The 20,950-nt window shown below is 63.5% G+C and carries 16 protein-coding genes; 3 read left to right on the top strand and 13 right to left on the bottom strand.

The window, feature by feature from the left end; all coding sequences use genetic code 11:
* Positions 1 to 72: 72 nt before the first annotated feature.
* From ML401_RS13625 to ML401_RS13575, 11 genes are all read right to left on the bottom strand, one after another.
* The gene (locus tag ML401_RS13625; protein ID WP_285812221.1) at positions 73 to 3,279 is read right to left on the bottom strand and encodes an autotransporter domain-containing protein; all 3,207 of its coding nucleotides are present in this window, start codon (positions 3,277 to 3,279) and stop codon (positions 73 to 75) included.
* Positions 3,280 to 3,501: 222 nt separating this feature from the next.
* On the bottom strand, positions 3,502 to 6,279 hold the full coding sequence (locus ML401_RS13620; protein WP_285812220.1) for an autotransporter domain-containing protein: 2,778 nt from the start codon (positions 6,277 to 6,279) through the stop codon (positions 3,502 to 3,504).
* Positions 6,280 to 6,540: 261 nt separating this feature from the next.
* Complete coding sequence (locus ML401_RS13615) at positions 6,541 to 6,789, bottom strand: DUF6894 family protein (RefSeq protein WP_194407526.1); 249 nt, start codon at positions 6,787 to 6,789, stop codon at positions 6,541 to 6,543.
* 119 nt (positions 6,790 to 6,908) lie between these two features.
* A complete protein-coding gene (locus tag ML401_RS13610) occupies positions 6,909 to 7,874 on the bottom strand; it encodes an AraC family transcriptional regulator (RefSeq protein WP_211418326.1) in 966 nt (321 codons plus the stop codon).
* A gap of 236 nt (positions 7,875 to 8,110) precedes the next feature.
* Positions 8,111 to 9,262 (bottom strand): LuxR C-terminal-related transcriptional regulator, encoded by a 1,152-nt coding sequence (locus ML401_RS13605; RefSeq protein ID WP_285812219.1) that lies wholly within the window; start codon positions 9,260 to 9,262, stop codon positions 8,111 to 8,113.
* A 304-nt stretch (positions 9,263 to 9,566) separates the two neighbouring features.
* Complete coding sequence (locus ML401_RS13600) at positions 9,567 to 10,064, bottom strand: hypothetical protein (RefSeq protein ID WP_194407524.1); 498 nt, start codon at positions 10,062 to 10,064, stop codon at positions 9,567 to 9,569.
* A 440-nt stretch (positions 10,065 to 10,504) separates the two neighbouring features.
* Complete coding sequence (locus ML401_RS13595) at positions 10,505 to 10,927, bottom strand: hypothetical protein (RefSeq protein WP_194407523.1); 423 nt, start codon at positions 10,925 to 10,927, stop codon at positions 10,505 to 10,507.
* 12 nt (positions 10,928 to 10,939) lie between these two features.
* Positions 10,940 to 11,161, bottom strand: a complete 222-nt coding sequence (locus tag ML401_RS13590; RefSeq protein ID WP_018319783.1) for a hypothetical protein — start codon at positions 11,159 to 11,161, stop codon at positions 10,940 to 10,942.
* Positions 11,162 to 11,291: 130 nt separating this feature from the next.
* Positions 11,292 to 12,107 carry a lytic transglycosylase domain-containing protein gene (locus tag ML401_RS13585; RefSeq protein WP_285812218.1) on the bottom strand — a complete coding sequence of 272 codons (816 nt, stop codon included), beginning with the start codon at positions 12,105 to 12,107 and terminating at the stop codon, positions 11,292 to 11,294.
* Positions 12,108 to 12,226: 119 nt separating this feature from the next.
* Positions 12,227 to 13,030, bottom strand: a complete 804-nt coding sequence (locus ML401_RS13580) for a shikimate dehydrogenase (RefSeq protein WP_285812217.1) — start codon at positions 13,028 to 13,030, stop codon at positions 12,227 to 12,229.
* Complete coding sequence (locus ML401_RS13575; RefSeq protein ID WP_285812216.1) at positions 13,027 to 14,880, bottom strand: NAD(P)/FAD-dependent oxidoreductase; 1,854 nt, start codon at positions 14,878 to 14,880, stop codon at positions 13,027 to 13,029. The genes ML401_RS13580 and ML401_RS13575 overlap by 4 nt, the downstream gene beginning before the upstream one ends.
* A gap of 176 nt (positions 14,881 to 15,056) precedes the next feature.
* Between ML401_RS13575 and ML401_RS13570 the strand changes: the two genes are divergently transcribed.
* Together ML401_RS13570 and ML401_RS13565 are read left to right on the top strand one after the other, a co-directional pair.
* Positions 15,057 to 16,682: a long-chain fatty acid--CoA ligase gene (locus ML401_RS13570; protein WP_211418140.1), complete on the top strand. Its 1,626-nt coding sequence runs from the start codon at positions 15,057 to 15,059 to the stop codon at positions 16,680 to 16,682.
* Between the two features lie 46 nt (positions 16,683 to 16,728).
* A complete protein-coding gene (locus ML401_RS13565) occupies positions 16,729 to 17,940 on the top strand; it encodes an acyl-CoA dehydrogenase family protein (RefSeq protein ID WP_285812215.1) in 1,212 nt (403 codons plus the stop codon).
* 84 nt (positions 17,941 to 18,024) lie between these two features.
* Here ML401_RS13565 and ML401_RS13560 read toward each other — a convergent pair whose 3' ends face one another.
* Together ML401_RS13560 and ML401_RS13555 are read right to left on the bottom strand one after the other, a co-directional pair.
* On the bottom strand, positions 18,025 to 18,933 hold the full coding sequence (locus tag ML401_RS13560) for an amino acid ABC transporter substrate-binding protein (RefSeq protein WP_285812214.1): 909 nt from the start codon (positions 18,931 to 18,933) through the stop codon (positions 18,025 to 18,027).
* 130 nt (positions 18,934 to 19,063) lie between these two features.
* On the bottom strand, positions 19,064 to 19,483 hold the full coding sequence (locus ML401_RS13555; protein ID WP_285812213.1) for a nuclear transport factor 2 family protein: 420 nt from the start codon (positions 19,481 to 19,483) through the stop codon (positions 19,064 to 19,066).
* Between the two features lie 145 nt (positions 19,484 to 19,628).
* Between ML401_RS13555 and ML401_RS13550 the strand changes: the two genes are divergently transcribed.
* Positions 19,629 to 20,870 carry an amidohydrolase family protein gene (locus ML401_RS13550; RefSeq protein ID WP_285812212.1) on the top strand — a complete coding sequence of 414 codons (1,242 nt, stop codon included), beginning with the start codon at positions 19,629 to 19,631 and terminating at the stop codon, positions 20,868 to 20,870.
* Positions 20,871 to 20,950 lie beyond the last annotated feature (80 nt).

Here is a 20,950-nt window from a genome sequence, read left to right as displayed (position 1 = left end):
GAGGAGGCGCCGGCCGGGCGGATGGCACCCGGCCGGCGGCATCGTGTTCGAGCCGCCAGGGCTGATGTCGGCTCAGAACGCGACGCGAACGCCGCCTTTCGCCGTTCCGGTCCGGCTCTGGTCGGACATCATCACGCCCTCGACCGCGCCGAACACGGACACGTTGGGCCCCGTGCGGTAGTCGAAGCCGAGGCCGGCCACCGCGCCGACCGTGCTGCGGCTGCCTGGCGTCACGAACGACAGGTTCTGCCCGAGCAGCACCGCGTTGATGCCGGTGTCGCCGGCACGCTGGAGCGCGATCACGCCGCCATGGATGTTGGCCTTGAGCTCGCCGCCGGCAAAGGCGGTGACGCGCGAGAGATCGACCTCGCCGCGCTCCTCGAAATCCTGCAGCGTGCGGCCACCGATTGACAGCGACTGTGCCGACCCCGTCTCGCTGTAGCCGTCGAACCGGCCCGCGACATAGCGCAGCCGCGCTGTCGGCGTCAGTACATAGCCATTGCCGATGTTGAGCCTATAGCCGTAGGCGACTTCCGGGCTGACGTACCAGCCGCTGTAATTCGCCCTCGCCGTCTCCAAGCCGCCGACCGCAGCATTGTTCAGCACGAGGCGGCGCGATCTGTTGTCGGCGTTGCCGCCCTGCAGCGAGAAATCAAAGAACTGCGAGGCCCATTCGAACCGGCTATAGGCGCCGGCGAAGACGTAATTGGTGTCGACCGACTGCGAGTTCAGATCGACCGAGAGGCCGCCCTGCCCGCCGCCGAGGAAGGCGCCGACCAGCCAGTCCGGCCGCACCTTGCGATCGATACCGATCGCTCCGCCCCACGCCGTCGAGGTCGCACGCAGCGTCGATGCCGTCTCGTCCTGGATGCGCTGGCCGCCAAAGCTGTTGGCCCAGACCGTGATCGGCGCGGGATCGGTCCACAGGCTGCGCGGCGCCTTAGTGAAGGGCCCGGCCTGCGCGGTCTCCGGCGCATAAGCCATCGCCATCATGTTGCTCCCGGCCGGCCCGGCGCCGCCGCTGAGGCGGCCCTGCACCAGCGAGGACACCCCGCCGGTAAAGTCCATCAGCGTGCGATCGGTCTGCGCCAGCGCGGTGGGATCGAGCGTGGCAAGCGTCAGGCCGGAGACAACCGAGGGGCCGTTGAAGTTGCCGTTCGAGACGTTCGTCTTGATGGTTCCCTCGAAATTGATGAAGGTCGGCAGATTGACCGTCGTCAACGAGGATACCTTGCTGCTGATCGGCGACAGATTGACGTTGACGACGTCGGCCCCGAAGCCGAAATCGACCACGCCGTTGATCTTCGAGCTTGGCAGCAGCGTCAGCGTGTCGGCCGCGTTCGACAGCAGGATCGCGGTGCCGCCGGTTCCGATGATCGTACCCGAGTTCGTGATGTTCGCGGCACCGCCCGAGCTGATACCGGTCCCGCCGGAGATGATGCCGGAGTTGAACAGGGTCGCGGTAGTAGCCGCTCCGACCGCCCCGCCCGCAGCTCCCGAGATTGAACCCGCATTGTTGACGACAAGAGGCCCCTGCGAAAGGACGCCGTGGACATTGCCCGAGACGACACCGCCCGCAGCGTTCGTCAAATTGAGGCCATCGAAGGCCTGGATGCCGTAGCGCCCTGAGATAGCACCGGCATTGGTGATTTTCGCTTGCCCCGAGGCGTAGACCGCTGGAGCTGTCGGCGCACCCTGGATGGTGCCCGAGTTGCTCAAGGTGAGATCACCGAAGACTTGAACCGCACTTCCAGCCACCGACCTAAGGATGCCGGAGTTGCTGATATAGGCGGACTGCGCGTCGATGGCGGCTCCGCCTAGGGTGGACTCCATGATGCCAGCATTGCTGACCTTGACGTCGATGCCCCTGACAGCAAACTGACCGGCGGAAATCAAACCACCTGCCGCGTTCTCGACGGTTACCGTGCCGGCGGAGAGGACTCCAATTCCGCCGCCAACCCCGCCCTTGATCGTCCCTGCATTGAAGACGCTGGCGTTGGTGCCCGCAGAAGCTGCGACAGCACCAAAGCTCGTGCCCTGGATCGTGCCGCCGGCATTGTTCTTCACAACAGCATCTATTGATGAGCGGATCGCGTAGCTTTCACCCGAGATCAGACCGGTGTTGGCCGTTACATTCACTGTATCGGCGTCGATGCCGATGCCTCCGGTCGCCAGTGCGGATATTTGTCCGGCATTGGCGATCGTCGCGGTGGTCGCCCGGATGGCCTTGCCGTTGGCGTCGAGCGCCGAGATCGTGCCGCCCACACCGTTGGAAATTGTTGCCGTGTTTGCCAAAATACCACGTGTGCCGCCGGAGATGAGGCCAGTATTTGCTGACACCACCACCGCATCCGCTTCGATAGCCGCACCGTTGGTAACCTTTGCGGAGATTTCACCGGCATTGGTCACCGTCGCGGTACCGCTGACAACAAAGACGGCAATGCCGCTTGGGCCGGTGGCCTCGATCAGCCCGCCTGCGTTATTGTTGATGGTAGACGACGTGATGGCAGAGATCGCGGCGCGAGAACCTGCAATACGACCAGTATTGCTTGCAATCGTCACGACGTTGCCGGATATCCCCGTTTCGGCGGTGCCAGGCGCGGAAATGATGCCGGCATTGTTGATCAAGACGTTGTTGGTGGCAACGATCGCGAAACCGTTCGATCCGCCGACGAAGATACTACCCCCGCTATTGTTCGTGACCGTGATATCGGTCGCGTTGATCCCGAACCGATCGCCGAAGATGGAGCCCGAGTTGGTGACGTTGACCGTCTTCGCCGAGATCGCGGTGGCGTCCGTGCCGAATGCCACGATCGTGCCGGCATTCTCAAGGTTGACTGTCCCAGCGAGAGCGCTGATTGCGACACTGTTCGCACCGCGCGCATCGACGAGGCCGGTGCTCGCGTTGTTCAGATCCACGCCGTTGAGCGCGGCTATCCCGATTTGACCGTTCGTTACATCGGTGCGAATCGAGCCGGCATTGTTGACCGTACCCATGCTCTGCTCGATACCGATATGGGTGCCGATGACGCTGCTCCCCACAGAGATGTTGATCGTATTGCCGCTGTCCGTGGCGGTCCCGTAGCCGGTCGTCCCGTTCGCGTCGGTCGTCGTTCCCGCGCAAGTCACGATGGCGCCGCTAACCGGAGACGGAGGCGTACAGGCCGCCTCGGCGCGGCCGCCGAGGACTGATGGCATCAGCGCAAGCGTAAGCGCGGTGGTCGATCCCCAGCGCAGGAGCCGGCTGCGTTGCGCGGCGGACCAATTCCTTCCCAGCATCTCTATATCCCCAGACGATTTCACAAGCCGGATGCGCCATCCCTCGCTGTCCGCGGCAAGGGCGGGACGGAGATCGAAACGCATGATTCTTCGATCGGCAGCGTAGGCACGCGGGTTCCTGCCGGCTTGGAGAGAAACGTCCGCGGCTTTGCCGGAAACGAACTGGCGCACAATCCGGAAAACCTGTTTGCATGAACGCCATAGAACAGCACGCACTCGCGTTCAGAACGCGACGCGAACGCCGCCTTTCGCCGCGCCGGTGCGGCTCTGGTCGGACATCATCACGCCCTCGACCGCGCCGAACACGGACACGTTGCGGCTGGTGCGATAATCGAAGCCGAGGCCGGCCACCGCACCGACGGTGCTGCGGCTGCCCGGCGTCACGAACGACAGGTTCTGTCCGAGCAGCACCGCGTTGATGTTGGTGTCACCGGCACGCTGGAGCGCGATCACGCCACCATGGATGTTGGCCTTGAGCTCACCGCCGGCAAAGGCGGTGACGCGCGAGAGATCGACCTCGCCGCGCTCCTCGAAATCCTGCAGCGTGCGGCCACCGACGGATAGTCCTTGCGCCGAACCCGTTTCGCTGTAGCCGTCGAACCGGCCCGCGACATAACGCAGCCGCGCCGTCGGCGTCAGCACATAGCCGTTGCCGATGTTGAGCCTGTAGCCGTAGGCGATCTCCGGGCTGATATACCAGCCGCTGTAATTCGCCCTCGCCGTCTCCAGGCCGCCGACCGCAGCATTGTTCAGCACCAGCCGGCGCGATTTGTTGTCGGCATTGCCGCCCTGCAGCGAGAAGTCAAAAAACTGCGAGGCCCATTCGAAGCGGCTATAGGCGCCGGCGAACACGTAATTGGTGTCGACCGACTGCGAGTTCAGATCGACCGAGAGGCCGCCCTGCCCGCCACCGAGGAAGGCGCCGACCAGCCAGTCCGGCCGCACCTTGCGGTCGAGGCCGATCGCCCCGCCCCACGCCGTCGAGGTCGCACGCAGCGTCGATGCCGTCTCGTCCTGGATGCGCTGGCCGCCAAAGCTGTTGGCCCAGACCGTGATCGGCGCCGGGTCGGTCCACAGGCTGCGCGACGCCTTGGTGAAGGGCCCGGCCTGCGCCGTCTCGGGCGCATAGGCCATCGCCATCATGTTGCTCCCGGCCGGCCCGGCGCCGCCGCTGAGGCGGCCCTGCACCAGCGAGGACACCCCGCCGGTGAAATCCATCAGCGTGCGATCGGTCTGCGCCAGCGCGGTCGGGTCGAGCGTTGCGACGGAAGTACCGGACACGACCGAGGGGCCGTTGAAGTTGCCCTTCGAGATGTTCGTCTTGATGGTGCCCTCGAAATTGACGAAGGTCGGGAGCTGAATCGTGGTCAACGACGACACCCGCGTCGTCGGCGCAGTGAGGTTGACATTGACGACGTCGGCCCCGAAGCCGAAATCGACCACGCCGTTGATCTTGGAGCCTGGCAGCAACGTCAACGTATCAGCCGCGTTCGACAGCTTGATCGCGGTGCCCCCGGTGCCGGTGACAGCGCCGGAGTTCGTGACGTTGGCAGCGCCAAGCGAGAGGATACCGACGATGCCAGCAATGGAGCCGCTGTTATTCACGTTGACGACGTTGGCGAGCAGCGCAGTTCCGTCGATCGAATTTGTCCCGCGAATCGTCCCGGCGTTCACGAGGTTCACCGTGCCCGCCGACAATATTCCGTCCGCGCCGATAATAGTGCCAGAAGCCGCATTCGTTATCGTCAAAGGCACATCCGGGTTGGCAAAATGGAGGATAGCCGCCCGGTCTGCGACTACGCTTCCCGTGTTGACGATCGTTCCGCCACCTCCGATATGAAGGGCCTCTGCTGCGCCGCTGCCCCTGATCACTCCGGAATTATCCAGATCGATCGATCGCACCGTTCCTATCGCGTACCCGGCATTCGCTCCCGAGATCAAACCGGAGTTCCTGATCTTGGCATCGGCCGCAGAAATTCCGAGAACGTCTCCGGCGATTGTGCCCGAGTTCGAAACCGAGACATTGGTACCTAAGACACCCCACGATCCCGAGATGGAGCCGGTGTTGACGATCGTTGTCTGGAGACCCTGAATTGCAATGCTGTTTGCGGCGAAGGACGCGATCTTTCCCTCGTTTGTAACCGTCACGGTCCGGCCCTTGACGCCTCCCAGGTCCGCCTGAATCAGTCCGGTATTGGTCAGGTTGACGATGTCGGCATCGATCGCACGGCTGTTGCTGGCAAGTCCGACGATCTGTCCGGCATTCGAACCAGTGAGCGCCCTGACGGATATCACGCTGCCGTTCGGATCAATTTGATTGATCCGCCCTGTTCGGTCGTTCACCAGATTGATTATGTCGGCCGTGATCGCAAAGCGACCACCGGTAATTATGCCCGTGTTGCTCAGGAGGTTCACATTGGTGCTGCCGAAGATCGCCGTTCCGCCCGGAGCGGCTTCTATCCTTCCGGAATTCGTCACGGCGATCGTTCCGACACTGCGGATGCCAGCTGCGGTTCCTTCTATGGCGCCTGAGTTGAAGACCTCGTTCTGCTCGGTGTTTCCCGCATCGACCGCAATTCCGTTGGTCCCTGATGCCGTAATGGAGCCATCATTCCGGACATGCAGCTCAGATCCCAAGACGGCACTGGCATTGTTTCCGGTGGCAGAGATGATCGAGGACGTCCCGATGTTATTGATGATGGCATTGCGATTGGCTTCGACCGCAAAGGATCCACCCGTGACGGCGCCGGAATTGTTGACTGTACCGGTCTCGAATACCAGACCGACGTCCGTTCCGGTCAGCGTCGCGCCGGGTCCGATCACGTAGGTGTTGCCGACGTCGATAAGCGTGCCATAGCCGTTGGTGCCATTTGAATCCGTCGTCGTCCCAGTGCAGCTCACTGTCGCGTTGTTGACGGGGGAAGCCGGCGAACAGGCGGCTTCCACCCGCTTGATCACGAAGCAGGGCGCCAGCAGCAGCGCCGCTGCTGAAATTCGCAAAAGCCGATCATTGACGGTCGTAAGACGCTTACGTTGCATAGCAATTCCCCGGTCGATGCCTTCACCGCCGGGGGCGTGCAGGCGTTCGCCACCGACCTCCTCCGCTCGGATGAGGCCGGTCGCCGCGAACTGGATTCGCGGCCCCTAAGGTAGAACTCCCAGAAAAGTTCGACTTGGACGAACACGACCGCCGCTCGGCTCAAAACGAACCGAATGCGCTTCGCGCCGCACTGGTGCAGAGTTGCTACACCGCTGCGCCGCTCACGCTTGGTCCCAGCCATGCTTCTCAGCACATTCCGACCAGACCGCGGCGCGATAGATCTCGGTCCCGCCGGCATCCCTGACGCGGATGAAGGCGTCGCGATCGCGCAAATCGTCTCGCCAGACGAACAGATGCCTCGCCATCTCGTCGGCAACGACGAACGTCGCGTCGGCCTGCTCGAAGACCATGCCGCCCGGATCGATCTTGACGATGTTGCCGACCAGAAGGTCGAAAAAGAAACGGCGCATTCGATACTCCGGCTGCCGATGCCGCACGCAATGCCTTGGTCACGTCTTGGCGATCACGGAACGGGGCAATCTCCGTCCGCCGATCGAAATTGCAGATGACTGAATTCAGTCGCGCCCGGTCAGGGCATCTCGCCGCTCCTGACGTCGCTCGGCGTCGCGTTATAGGTCCGCCGGAAGCAGCGGTTGAAATAAGAGAGATCGCCGAATCCGACGTCGTAGGCGATCGAGCTCACCGTTCGCTCGGCGAATCCGGGTTCTCGCAGCATGCGATGCGCGCGCTTGACACGCTGCTCGATCAGAAAGGAAGAGAACGTCTTGCCGTCCGCCTCGAACAGGCGCTGGAGATAGCGCGGCGTGACGCCGAGCTCCTGGGCGACCGAAGCGACCGACAGATCCTGCCGCCAGCAATTGTTGGCAATGGAGACTTTCGCCTTCTGGAGCCGGGCCGCCTTGACGCCGCGCCGTCCGGCCAGCTCACGCGTCTCCCCGGTCGCGCCGAGGACGAGCGCCAGAAGATCGTGCAGATGCCCGACCCCGAGCTGCCGGAGCTCGGGCGTCGCGAACGCTTTCTCCCGCACCAGCGTCACCGCGTAGTCGACCAGCAATCTGAGCCCGGCGGAACTTCCCGGCATGACGCGCATCACGGCATCATCGACGTCCACGATCATCGGCGCCAGAACGCGCCTCGGGACGCGCAGCGAGAAGCAGCTCCCCAGCGACAGACGCTCGAACGTCGTGACGTCCTCCGCGCTCGTCAGGACCGCCTCCCCGGCATGGAGCCTCAAATCGTGTCCCCGCTCGGATATCCCGAGAACGCCCGACCTGTTCACGATCAGGGCGAGGCTGTCGTCGCCATCGGCCACGAGCTGCTTGGTGCGAATGACCCGCGCTCCGTACAGTCCGCCGAACAACAACTGGGCTTCCGGCAGGACGTGCGACGTGAAGCTCGCCGCGGCCGGCTTTCCTTCTCTTGCCTCGACCTCCGCCTTCAACACTCCACGACAATAGAAATCGCGAAGCATCGAAATGCGCTCACCTTCTGGAACTTCGTTCGTTGAAACATTGAGAACGGAAAAATCAATCATGCTGCTCACTGCAATCTCTCCAACCGACGAGCAGGCCGGCCATTTGCTGTCGTCCCCCACACGCGCATTCGATGCCGTCGCGGCATGTCCGTGCGGCGCACGCTGCTCTTCTTCTCGGAAGCGCGATATACGAAAGTCTCGAATGACTCGCGTCCTGCGTTCGGAGGACCCGCGAGATCGACCCATCACAATGGATTGAGAGCGCGGCGCGTAACATCGAGGCGCGCGGAAACGTATTAGGTCGCCTTGTCGTCGCCGCTCGCTCGCCGCGCGAACGGCACGGCAAAGCCGGCAGCGATCTTCACCAGATCGGCCTGCCTGCCCGCGCCCGTTTTTTCGAACAGACGCCCAAGATGCGTTTTCACGGTCGTCTCCGCGACGCCGAGTTTTGCAGCGATGTCGGGAACGCCGCCGATCTCGATGATTGCCATCAGCACGCGCAATTCGGATGGCGTCAGCCTGAAGGCCGCCGCAATCGCGTCGGCGGCGAGCAAGGGCAGCATGGAAGCTCTTTGAACGAAGAGCATCGTGGCCGCAATATCGCGCGGCAGGTTGCGTTCCCGCTTCAACGGAAAGGCATGAAGCAGATAATGCTGCCCATCGGCCGACGTCGCAAGCTCGATCTGACGAGGAGCTGCAGAATGTACGCCTGAATCGATTTCGCACAGCCCGCGGAATATTTTGTCGGTCTGGGTGTTGCGGGCCACGATCCGGTCGCCAACCAGCGCAAGCAGATTGGCATCGACGAACAATTGCCGGCATGCCGCGTTGGCGTGGACGACCCGGCCATCCGCATCGAGCAGGCAGATCGCAATGTTCAATCCGTCGAGCACGTCGGCAAGATCGTCCACCGTGTGAGAGCGAGCGCGGATCTGCCGGCCCATGGTCTGCGATCGCTGGATGTGCGGAGCGAGCAACCGCATGCGCTCGCGCATGGCGTCGTCGACGGTTCCGCGGGAGCGATGGCGCAACACCTGCAGAATCGTGGTGCGGGCGACGGTCTTCTCGAGTTCGACAGTCGCAAGGTCGATCGCCCCTTGCGGTTCCACCCACTCGCGATAGAAGCTGGTCTCACGAAACTCCGCATGGGGCATGATGTCGGTCACGCCGACCGCCTGTTCGGACCCGAGGGTGAGATGACGATCGAGCAGAGGATCGAGCTCCACGTAGCGGTCCCGATAGAGCTGACGGAAACGGGCGTCGGTGCCAAAATGCTGGTGAATCTCGATCGAAAGCCGCGCTGAATCCCTGGACACGATCATCGCGGCACAACCGCCGACGAAATGCGAAACCTGCTCCAGTGCGCGGCTACGTAGCGCTGGATCGACCGCCGCATCGTAGATCTCGCCGATGAGGGACGAGAACCGATTTGCCTGGTGGGTCGTCATCGGGCGGACAACGCAATCGGCGCGCGGCCCGCGCGAGACGGAGAGTTCGCGATCGGGAAACTGACGGAGAAGACGGGCCGGTCAATTGCCGCCTTCGACGAGGAAAATACGTTGCAGCCGGATGCTGGAATATCGAACATCGTCCTTGCGTAACGTCAACCGCAGGGTGCGGCTTGGACTGTTTCGCCAAAGACTAGGATAAATGCGAACACCGCGCGGACTGTGTGCGATGAGTCACGCGCCTGCTCGCTGCCGACGACTTCAGGGCTGCGTTCAGCCAGTTTTCACGGCCCGCATCGGCAATCTATTTCCGGTTCTCCTCACAGAACTTCAACGCGGCCAGCGCTTCGCCGGCGCGCGGTATCTGCATCTCGATACTGTCGTCGTCATCGTCCTCGAAGTCGAGCGTGAGGCGCCTCGCCTTCGACAGGCGGTCCATCATCGACTGGTCGTATTCGAAGATGCCGCGCACGGTGGTCTTGTCCATGACCTCCCACTTCGCCCTCTTCATGATGTCCGCATCGTCCGTGCCGACATCGGCCCGCAGGATCTCGCCGACCGTCTCCCATTCCCAGCCGTCGTAGATCATCACGATCACGATCGCCTTTTCGGAATAGGTGATCACGATGACATAGTCGCGGTTCTCGTCATCCTTGTCCTTGTAACCACGGCTCGCATTGCAATGCGTGTCCTGCGTCCGCTTTTCGATGGTCCAGTCGCCGACCTTGGATTGTTGCGCAAGCGCCGGCGCGCTGTCCAAGACGCCCGCGGTCAGCAAAGCGGCGAGAAGGAATCGTTTCATGTCAGCCTCCAGCGCGTTCCCCGGGCCGAGATGACCACCTCCGCGGGAGAGCCGCAAGGGGAGAGCCATAAGGGCGCGCCAGCCGCAAGCGTGCTTGAATCCCCTGTCCGGCCCCGACATTCGCGCGGCCGCAGCGCACAAACCCACCTCCGGGTTCCCCCGCGAAACCCCTTTCCTGATGCGACGAAACACGCCTGAAACAGAAGGCCGTCTAAGTGGTTGTCAAAATAAATACAGGGACGGCCACCATGCAATTCCTTCTCGACCTGATCTACGACTATGCCTGCTGTCAAAACCTCGTCGCCCAGCCGCCACAGGAGGACGAGCTATGATCGAGCTGATCTCCGCCCTTCTCGCCCTTTGCAGCGTCGGCGTTTTTGCGGCGCATGCGGTGGATGCCTACCGCACCACGCACTACTGACCGCTTCGCTGCTCCGGCGCTAGAACGGCCGCCGGTAGAAATGCTCCGAATGCGTTGCCGGCGGAAACCGATTGGCAAGCGCCAACGCTCCCTTCTCGTCCGTTTCGAGCGCGATCTTCTGCGCCAGCATCACGTCGCCCGGCACCAGAAAGCCTGACGGGACGAAGCACCATCCCATCGTCGGATGCCCGGCCTCGTCGATCTCGTGGACATTGGCAGCCGTGCCGTAGTGAATGCGATAGGTCTTGCCGGTATCGCAACCGACGACGTCGAAATACCGGTACTGCTCGAACTGGGCGCGCTGCGCCGGCGACAGCCATTCGGCCAGAAGCCGGCGGCCACGCGCATCCGGCGTGTTCTCGCCGAAGAACCGCCGATAGAGTTCACGCAGCGCATGCAGACGCGCACGCGCCGGCGCGCGGAGCCAAACTGCCGCAATCATGTGCAGCTCAGATCAACCGCCGACCAGGCGGGGATAGAACAACGTTTCCTGCGCGGTCGGGTCGAACGATCTGATGCGGGTGACTTCTCCGGGTCCGTTGCGAAGGGCGGCGGTGAAGCCGGCGCCGGTCAGCTCCCGAAAGCGTCGTTCGGCTCGCGCAAGCGCTTCGGCATTGCCAGGATCAAACTCGTGGCGCGTGTCGCCAGTCTGGTCCATCACGATCTGGGTTGCCATGTTGAGTCTCCTCATGCCCACCCCTGAATCTGATCAAAGCAAACCTCGTGCCGTCGGTTCCCGATAGCAACAACTTTCTCGTGCCCGCGCATCACGCCTTGCTGAACATGACCGTTATCGAGCCAAGTCGTCAGCGGGAGGCCGCCGCCCCTCCACCTTCGTCGATTTGACGGCCCATCAAGGCGATCGCCTTCTGATAGACGCCGGCGGCATTCCAGGCCTCGATGGCGGCGAAATTCGGCTCGCCAGGCTGATAGCCGGCGCCGGCGCGCCAGCCATGCGCTTTCAGGAAATTTGCCGTCGAGTTCAGCGCGTTGGCGGCCACCTCGAGATTGCCGGTGCCATAGGCCAGGATGTTCTTGGGCATGAACTGGGTCTGGCCGACCTCCCCGTGCATGGAGCCGCGGGTCGCCCCCGACAGCGTGCCGCGGTCGATCAGCTTCAAGGCGGCGTAGAGCTGGTCGGTGAAGAATTCGGGGCGGCGGCAGTCATAGGCAAGAGTTGCGATCGACGACAGCATATTCTGGTTGCCGCGCTGGCTGCCGAAACCGGTCTCCATGCCCCAGATCGCGATCAGGGGACCGGGCGGGACGCCGTAGCGCTGCTGGATGGAGGCGAACAAGGCCGCCTGCGACTGCTTGAGCTGGCGCCCCTTGGCGACGATGGTGGTGGCGCCGCGCTTGGCGAGGAACTGGTCGAGCGTGAGCTGGAAGCTGCGCTGGCCGCGGTCGGCCGCGATGGTGGCACTGGCATAGTTGGTCTGCATCAGGGCCGAGAGCGCAGTCTGGCCGATGCCTTTGCCTTGCGCCTCCGCGCCGAACTCGCGCTTCCAGGCCTCGAAGCCGCCGGGCCCGTTGCCGCAAGTGGCGGCCTCAGCCATGGGCAGAGCGAGCAGCAGCGCGGTCGCGCCAATCACCGCCGTTGCGACTAACCTGCCCTTCATCATTGCGCGTTCCTTTTGCTGCTGCGCGACCGGCTCGCGCGAGCGCATGATCCTACGTCAGTGGCAATCGCTCAAGTCCCGACGGCACCAATCGATCCAGTGAAAGCCCTTGACACCAACAGTCACGCCTCATCCGTTCCCAGCAGGAAATCCACCATGATGCCCTGGTGCTGCTGGTACATGTCCGTGCCGGTGGCCGTGACACAGCCGAGCTCTCGGGCCGCTGCGATGAACGGCGAGACCTCGGGCCTGGTGATGACGCAGCCGCAATAGGCCGATGGCGCGAGCCGCGTGACATCGACCGGGAGCGGGTCGCCTTGTTTCATCCCAGCGGGCGTCGCATTGGCGACAAAATCGAAGCCTTGGGCATCCCTGGTGCCGGCCTGCACCGGCGCCTTGCCGAGAGCGTTGAGCCGGCCGATCAAGACGTCGCGGCGCTCAGTTGAGCTGTCATGAACGGCAAGCTCGCTGACGCCGGCCTCGACCAGTTCGCGTGCAATCGCCGAACCGGCACCGCCGGCGCCGACAAGCAGCGCCCGCATTCCCTGCGGATCGATCCCCTTCGCCCGCGCCGCACCGACGAAGCCGAGACCATCCACCATGTCGCCATGCCACGCACCATCGGCGCGCCGGCGCATCAGATTGACGGCGCCCAGGAAATGCGCACGGTCGGTCGCACTTGCGCAAGCCAGATAGCAGGCGAATTTGTGAGGGATGGTCACGACGATGCCGTCGAGGTTCTTCAGCCGCGCCGCGACCGCAAGGAAATCGGGCAAATCCACCGGCGCGACCTGAACGGGCATGAGAATGCCGTCGTGCCCCCGCGCGGCGAAGGCGGCACTCACGCCTGCCGGAGAGCGCACTTGGGCGATGGGATCGCCGACGATGACGTAGAGCCGGGTCGCGCCTGTCGGGGCCGGGATCATGCCGTTCGGGCCGGAACCGCGAAGCCGTCCTCCGAGGTCAGTTCGAGTCCCTCCAGATTGCCTTCCTTGCGCCATTTGTCGAGCAAGCGCAGGAATGCCACCGGCCCGCGCCAATACTGGCTGTTTCTCGCCGCGATCGGATCGAACACGCCTTCGTTGTTGTAGTAGCCGGGCGTGCATTCCGCGAGATAGGTCTGCCGGCCGATCGCGGCCTTGACGACCTCCTCGACCCAGGCGTTCTCGGCGGCGAGCGTCGGCTCCAGCGTTCTGGCGCCGCGCTTGCGCGCCTGATCGATGACATAGGCAATGTGTCGCGACTGCTCGTCGATGATGTGCGGGAAGTTGGCGCTCTGACCGGCCTGCACCGTGACGATCAGGAAGCAGTTCGGGAAGCCGCGGCTGTAGAAGCCATGCATGGTCTTGACTCCGTCCCGCCAGCGCTCGGACAGGCTCATGCCATCGCGGCCATAGACCTCGAAGCCCATGCGGCGGGCGTAGTCGGTGCCGACCTCGAAACCGCTGGCATAGATCAGGCAGTCGAGCTCGTAGGCCTTGCCGTCGACGATCACCGCATTCTCGGTGATGCGTTCGACACCCTGCCCGTTGGTGTCGACAAGATGCACGTTCGGGCGATTGAAGATGTCGAGATATTCGTCGTGGAAGCATGGCCGCTTGCAGAACGCCTTGTACCAGGGCTTGAGCGCGTCCGCCGTCGCCTTGTCCTTGACGACGGCGTCGACGCGGGCGCGGATCTCCTCCATCTTGCGGTAGTCGGCCTGCTCGATCACCTTCAGCGCCTCCTCCATCGAGGTCACCGGCTGCGGCTGACGACGCGGCGCCAGCAGGATCTCGCCGAGCAGGCCGGTCCAGCCGTCCTGCACCAGGTCCCGCTCGAACGGCTCGCCCGAGATCACGGCGGTGAAATTGTCCATGCGCTCGCGCTGCCAGCCCGCCGTCAGGCTATCCGCCCAGCCTTGATCGGTCGCGCGATCATCGCGCACGCCAATCGCCGACGGCGTGCGCTGGAAGACATAGAGCTCCTTTGCCGAACGGCCGAGATGCGGCACGCATTGCACGGCGGTGGCACCGGTGCCGATGATGCCGACGCGCTTGTCGGCAAGTCCGGTCAGGCCGCCATCGGCGTTGCCGCCGGTGTAGCCGTAGTCCCACCGGCTGGTATGAAAGCTGTGACCTTTGAAGGTCTCGATGCCGGGAATGCCCGGCAGCTTCGGCCGGCTGAGCGGACCTCCCGCGAGAATGACGAAGCGGGCAAGGATCCGGTCGCCCCGATCGGTCTCGACCAGCCAGCGCGCCTTCCGCTCCTGCCACACCATCCGCGAGATGACGGTCTGAAACAGCGCGCGCTCGTAAAGCTTGAAATGACGGCCGATGCGGCGCGAGTGCTCGTAGATCTCCGGCGCCCTCGCGTATTTGCGCACCGGCATGTAGCCGGTCTCTTCCAGCAGCGGCAGATAGATATAGCTCTCGGTATCGCAGGCAGCGCCGGGATAACGATTCCAATACCAGGTGCCGCCGAAATCGGCAGCCTTTTCCACGATGCGGAAATCATCGATGCCGGCCTCGCGCAAACGCGCGCCGCAAAGCAGCCCGCCGAAGCCGCCGCCGACGACAAGCACCTCGGTCTCTTCACTGACAGGTGCGCGCGCAAATCCGGGATCGGCCCAGGGGTCGTCGAGGTAGCGACCGAAATCGCCCGCTGCCTCGACATACTGGGCCTTGCCCTCGGCACGCAAGCGGCGGTCACGCTCGTCGCGATAGCGCGCACGGAGACCTGCGATATCGACGGTAGGTTCGCCGGCTGCACCGGTCTTGTGTCTTTCCGCTGACATGCATTCCTCCAAGACGAGCGCTGCTTCGCCGGCAGCTCATCTCACGTTAGCCCTGAAAAAGTGACGCATGCAATCGCGTCCGCTGTTTTTTGCGTGAACGCTGCCGGACGTTCCGCTAACCTCGCGCGCAAATCACACGCGTGCGCCACGCAACGACGTGGCTTCCGGAGGAGACCATGCAGGGATTGATGATGGACATGCCGCTTCTGATCAGTGGCCTGATCCAGTATGCCGCGGACTATCACGGCGAAGCCGAGATCGTCGCGCGCGAGATCGAGGGCGACATTCATCGCTATACCTATGCGGACGCCCACCCGCGCATCAAGCGGATGGCGTTGGCATTGAAGCGGCTCGGCATGAAGCAAGGCGACCGCGTCGGGACGCTGGCCTGGAACACGCACCGTCATTTCGAGATGTTCTATGCCGCGCCGGGCATGGGCTATGTGCTGCACACCATCAACCCGCGGCTGTTTCCCGAGCAACTCGTCTACATCATCAACCACGCCGAAGACCGCCTGCTGTTCATCGACCGCGCCACGCTGCCGCTAGTCGAGGCGATTGCGCCGCAGCTGACGACGATCGAGGCTTTCGTCGTGATGTCCTCGCGCGAGAGGATGCCCGAGACCAAGCTTGCCAACGTGCATTGTTATGAGGACCTGCTCGACAAGGAGAACGAGGCCGGCTTCGCCTGGCCGGAGTTCGACGAGAAATCGGCATCCACGATCTGCTACACATCGGGCACGACGGGCAATCCGAAGGGCGTGATCTATTCGCATCGCGCCGCAATCCTGCAGACCATGACTTGCTGCAATTTCGACTTCCTGCCGGGCCATGTCGAAGGCGTGCGCGAAGTGATGATGCCGATGGCGCCGCTGTTCCACGGCAATGGCTGGAACATGCCGTTCACCGCGCCCTACACCGGTTCGAAGCTGGTGCTGCCCGGCCGCAACTACGAGCCCGATAAACTCTATGAACTGCTCGAAGGCGAGAAGGTGACGCTCTCGGCCGGCGTGCCGAGCTTCTGGCTGATCCTGCTCGACTGGCTCGGTCGCACCGGCAATAGGTTCTCCACCCTGCGCGCAACGCTGTCGTCGGGCTCGGCCCCGCCTCGCGCGATGGTCGAGAAGCTCAAGCGCGATTATGGCATCGACTACATCCAGGCCTGGGGCATGACCGAGGCCCTGGGCTGCTCCATGCCGGGCCTGCGGCCCGGCTCCGAGCACCTCGGCGAGAAGGAGAAATTCGATCGGCGCCAGGTGTCGGGCCGCGCCTGTTTCGGCACCGCCTTGCGCATCGTCGACGATGCCGGCAACGAGCTGCCGCGCGACGGCAAGACCGTCGGCCATCTCCGAGCCCGCGGCCCCTGGGTCGCCTCCGGCTATATGAAGCTGGACGAAGGTCTCGACCGCGACGGCTGGCTGATCACCGGCGACATGGCCGTGATCGATCCTCAAGGCCACGTCACACTGACCGACCGCTCCAAGGACGTGATCAAGTCCGGCGGCGAGTGGATCTCCTCGATCCAGCTCGAGGACGTCGCACTGTCGCATCCCGATGTGCTGCAGGCTGCCGTCGTCGCGATCCACCATGAGAAATGGCAGGAACGCCCCCTCCTCCTCGTCGTCCGCAAGAAGGGCGCGACGGTTGACGGCAAGACGCTGCTCGACCATATGCGCCCGAAAATCGCGAACTGGTGGATGCCGGACGCCGTCGAATTCCTCGACGAGTTTCCGATGACCGGGACCGGCAAGGTGCTGAAGTCGGCGCTGCGCGAGAAATTTAAAGAGTATCGCGTCGCTTAAGCCGGTGCGCCCAAGAAGATTCCGTCCATCGATTGAGGAACGAAAGATGCTTTACCCGATGTCGCCGAAGGTCGTCGAGCTCAAGCGCAAACTCGAGAGCTTCATGGACCGGCACATCTACCCGAACGAGGAGCGCTTCTATCGCGAGGCGGAGGAGCTCGGACCCTGGAAGGTCTATCCTGTCGTCGAGGAGCTGAAGCCGCTGGCACGCGCGGAAGGTCTTTGGAATCTGTTCCTGCCCGAGAGCAGCCATGGCGCGGGTCTCACCAATCTCGAATATGCCCCGCTCTGCGAGGTGATGGGCCGCTCGCATCTCGCGCCCGAGGTGTTCAACTGCTCGGCGCCCGACACCGGCAACATGGAGGTGCTGGAGCGCTACGGCACCGAGAAGGACAAGGAACGCTGGCTGAAGCCATTGCTCGCCGGCGAAATCCGCTCCTGCTTCGCCATGACCGAGCCCGCGGTCGCATCATCCGATGCGACCAACATCGAGAGCTCGATCGTGCGGGACGGCGACCATTACGCCATCAACGGGCGCAAATGGTACACGACCAACGCAACCGATCCCCGCTGCAAGATCTGCATCTTCATGGGCAAGACCGACCCTGACAATCCCGACCGCTACAAGCAGCAATCCATGATCCTGGTGCCGATGGAGACGCCTGGCATCGAGGTGAAACGCCCGCTGCCGGTGTTCGGGTTCTACGGCGTGCCTGACCGGGCCTCCGAGGTCGTCTTCACCAATGTCCGCGTCCCGAAGGAAAACATGCTGCTCGGCGAAGGCCGCGGTTTCGAGATCGCGCAGGGCCGCCTCGGGCCCGGCCGCATCCACCACTGCATGCGGCTGATCGGCCTTGCCGAGCGCACGCTGGAGAAGATGTGCCGGCGGGTGCGCAGCCGCGTCGCCTTCGGCAAGCCAGTCTCCGAGCAGACGGTGACTCAGGAGCGTATTGCGGAAGCCCGCATCATGATCGAGCAGGCCCGGCTGCTGACGCTCAACGCCGCCTCTGCCATGGACACAGTCGGCAACAAGGTCGCGAAAGCCGAGATCGCCATGATCAAGGTCGCCGTGCCCAACATGGCTTGCCAGATCATCGATTGGGCGATCCAGGCCCATGGCGGCGGTGGCACCTCGAACGATTTCGGCCTGACCCAGGCCTACGCCACCGCGCGGCTGCTGCGTCTCGCCGACGGTCCGGATGAAGTGCATCGGAACCAGATCGCGCGGTTCGAGCTGAAGAAGTATTCGAACGGGTGAAGCAAGGGCGCGTATCTTGCCGCGATAAGGCGGAGATGCCCCCTCCCACAAGGGGAGAGGGCGCAGTAGCTCCCCGCCCTCGCCTCAGTTCACCGTATACACATCCGGATCTGCGCTGGAGCTCGGTTTCTTGAAGGCGTTGCGCAAGGCGGACGACATCGGGACGTTGTAGTTGAGGCCGTTCGGCGGCGTCGGCGATTGCAGCCATTTCTTGTAGAGCACCTCGATCTCGGGGCTGGCGTAGAGCTCCGCCGTGGCGCGGTCGGCGAGCGCCTTGAACGGCGCATCCTCCCGCCGCAGCATGATGCCGTAAGGCTCCGGCTTGGAGAACGCTTCCTCGCTGATCATGAAGGCTTGCGGCTCCTTGGAGCGCGCGATCGCGACCGCGAGCTGCACGTCATCGAGTGCGTAGGCCTGGGCCCGGTCGGTTTCCAGCAACAGGAAAGCCTCGGCCTGGTCCTTCGCGGGCATCAGATTGATGCCGAGATTGCGTTCGGTATTGACCTTGGCGAGCTGCGTCAGGTTGACCGAGCCGGCGACGGCCGTGACCGCCTTGCCCTTGAGATCGTCGATAGTGTTGATCTTCGCGGCCTTCTTGGCGGCGAACCGCGTCGCACTGAGGAAATGCGTGTTGGTGAAGGCGACCTGCTTCTGGCGATCGGCGTTGTTGGTGGTCGCCGAGCAGTGCAGATCGAGCGTGCCGTTGACCATCAACGGGATCCGGTTCGACGAGGTCACGGCGAGCGTGTCGACGGCGATGTCGGGCATGCCCAACTGCTTCTTCACGGCGTCGACGATCTTAAGGCAGATATCGATGGCAAAACCGACCGGCCTCTGGTTGCCGTCCAGATAGCTGAACGGGACCGAGGCCTCCTGATAGCCGAGGGTGATCTTCTTGGTCTCCTTGATCTTCTGGAGCGTGCCCGACAGATCTTCGGCCGAGGCCGCACCGGCAAGACATGTCAGGGCCAGGATAACGATAGGTAGACGCATCGGCTGCTCCTCAAGGGGTCTCGCGCCTCCATGCCGGGCGCAAGCGGGATTTGATAGCGCAGCATCGCTCAAGTCGCCAGACGTGCCCGTGCCTAGCAGCTATCGCAGCTTTCGATACGACGAGACGCGCTTACGCGTCGATGCCGCGCTGGACCAGGATGCGCTCGGCGCTGTCGTTCCAGACATCCATCTTGGTGATCTCGCCATTACGGACCACGAAGCGGTCGACATAACGGTTGCCCTCGAACGGGGTGCCGTCCTTCCACTCGCCGTAGAGCGTGCCGATGCTGTAGACCACGGTCTCGCCGTCGCCGGGGCAGACGTCGAACCGGTCCATCTTCTTCTTGACCCAGCGGTAGCGCTTGGCGTTGAAGGCGGTCGGGCCGCGTGGATGATCGAACGTGTTTCCGCCGGTGAAGGTGATCACCGTGCCCGGTGCCATATAGGCTGCGGCAGCGTCCGGATCGGGGATCATCGATGCCGTGAGATAGGCCTCCACGATCGCGGCGTCGGACAAATGAGCAGCTTCGGTTCTGACGGCAACGGACATGGCTGGTTCTCCCGGGATTGATGGAATACTACCGCCACCTGCGCAAGATCCATGCATATATTTTGAACATTTGCCTCGCTACACTGCCGACAATCTGGAGCCGCCGATCCCGGCTGATTGCTCTAAACTCCGTCCGCAAGAGCCCATGATCACCAAGCCTGCCTTCGACCTGATCTTCCGTAACGCACTGCTGCGATCATCCGCCGCGCCCGTCGACATCGGCGTGAAGGACGGCCGGATCGCCGCGATCGAGCCACGGCTCGCCTGCGAAGCGGTCGAGGTCGATCTCGGCGGGCATCTCGCCCTGCCCGGCTTCGTCGATACCCATATCCACCTCGACAAGGCCTGCCTGCTCGACCGCTGCGGGCATGATCACGGCAGCCTCGGTGATGCCATCCGGGCGGTGTCGGCGATGAAGCGCGACTTCACCGTCGAGGACGTCTACTCCCGCGGTGCCAAGGTGCTGGAGCGCGCGATCGTGCACGGCACGACGCGCATGCGCACGCATGTGGAGATCGATCCACGGATCGGCCTGCGCAGTTTCGAGGCCGTGAAGGCGCTGAGGCGCGATTACGCTTGGGCGATCGACCTGTCGCTCTGCGTCTTCCCGCAGGAAGGCCTGACCAACGACCCCGGGGCTGAGGACTTGCTGATCCGGGCGTTGCGCGACGGCGGCGAGGTGATCGGCGGCTGTCCTTATACCGACACCGATCCGGACGCGCATCTGGAGCGCATCTTCGATCTCGCGCAGGAATTCGACGTCGACGTCGACCTTCACCTGGATTTCGACCTCGATCCCTCCTGGTGCCACCTCGACGAAGTCTGCCGGCAGACCGAGCGCCGCAACTATCACGGGCGGGTCACGATCGGCCACGCGACAAAACTCTCGGCCCTACCGCCGGAGCGGATGAAGGCTGCCACCGCGCAACTGGCAAGAGCCGGCGTCGCCGTCACCGTGCTGCCCGCGACCGATCTCTATCTGATGGGGCGCGAGGCCACCCACAACGCGCCGCGCGGGCTGACACTCGTCCACAAGCTCGCGGGCGATGGCGTCGTGTGCTCGGTCGCGACCAACAATGTGCTCAATCCCTTCACGCCGTTCGGCGACGCCTCGTTGCTGCGGATGGCGAACTTCTACGCCAATGTCGCGCACGCCTCGGTGAACGATTTCGACACCTGCCTCGATCTCGTGACCGAACAGCCGGCACGGCTGATGAACCTCGACGACTACGGCATCGGGATCGGAAATCCCGCCGATCTCATCGTGCTCGATACCAGGGATAGCCGCTTTGCCGTGGCCGAGCTACCTGATGTCCTGATGGGCTTCAAGCGCGGCCGACAGACATTTCAGCGGCAGCGGCCTGCCCTGTTCCGCCCCGGGCGCTGAACCCGTTTTCCGGTCGAAGTCTTAGCGGTAAAATGGTCGGGAACGCAGCCGATTGTCCAATCCTGCGCTCTGATTTCACA

Source organism: Bradyrhizobium sp. 62B (assembly GCF_030272265.2).
Classification (GTDB): domain Bacteria; phylum Pseudomonadota; class Alphaproteobacteria; order Rhizobiales; family Xanthobacteraceae; genus Bradyrhizobium.
Note: the sequence above shows the minus strand (reverse complement) of the source record. Positions and strands in the feature narration are given on the sequence as shown.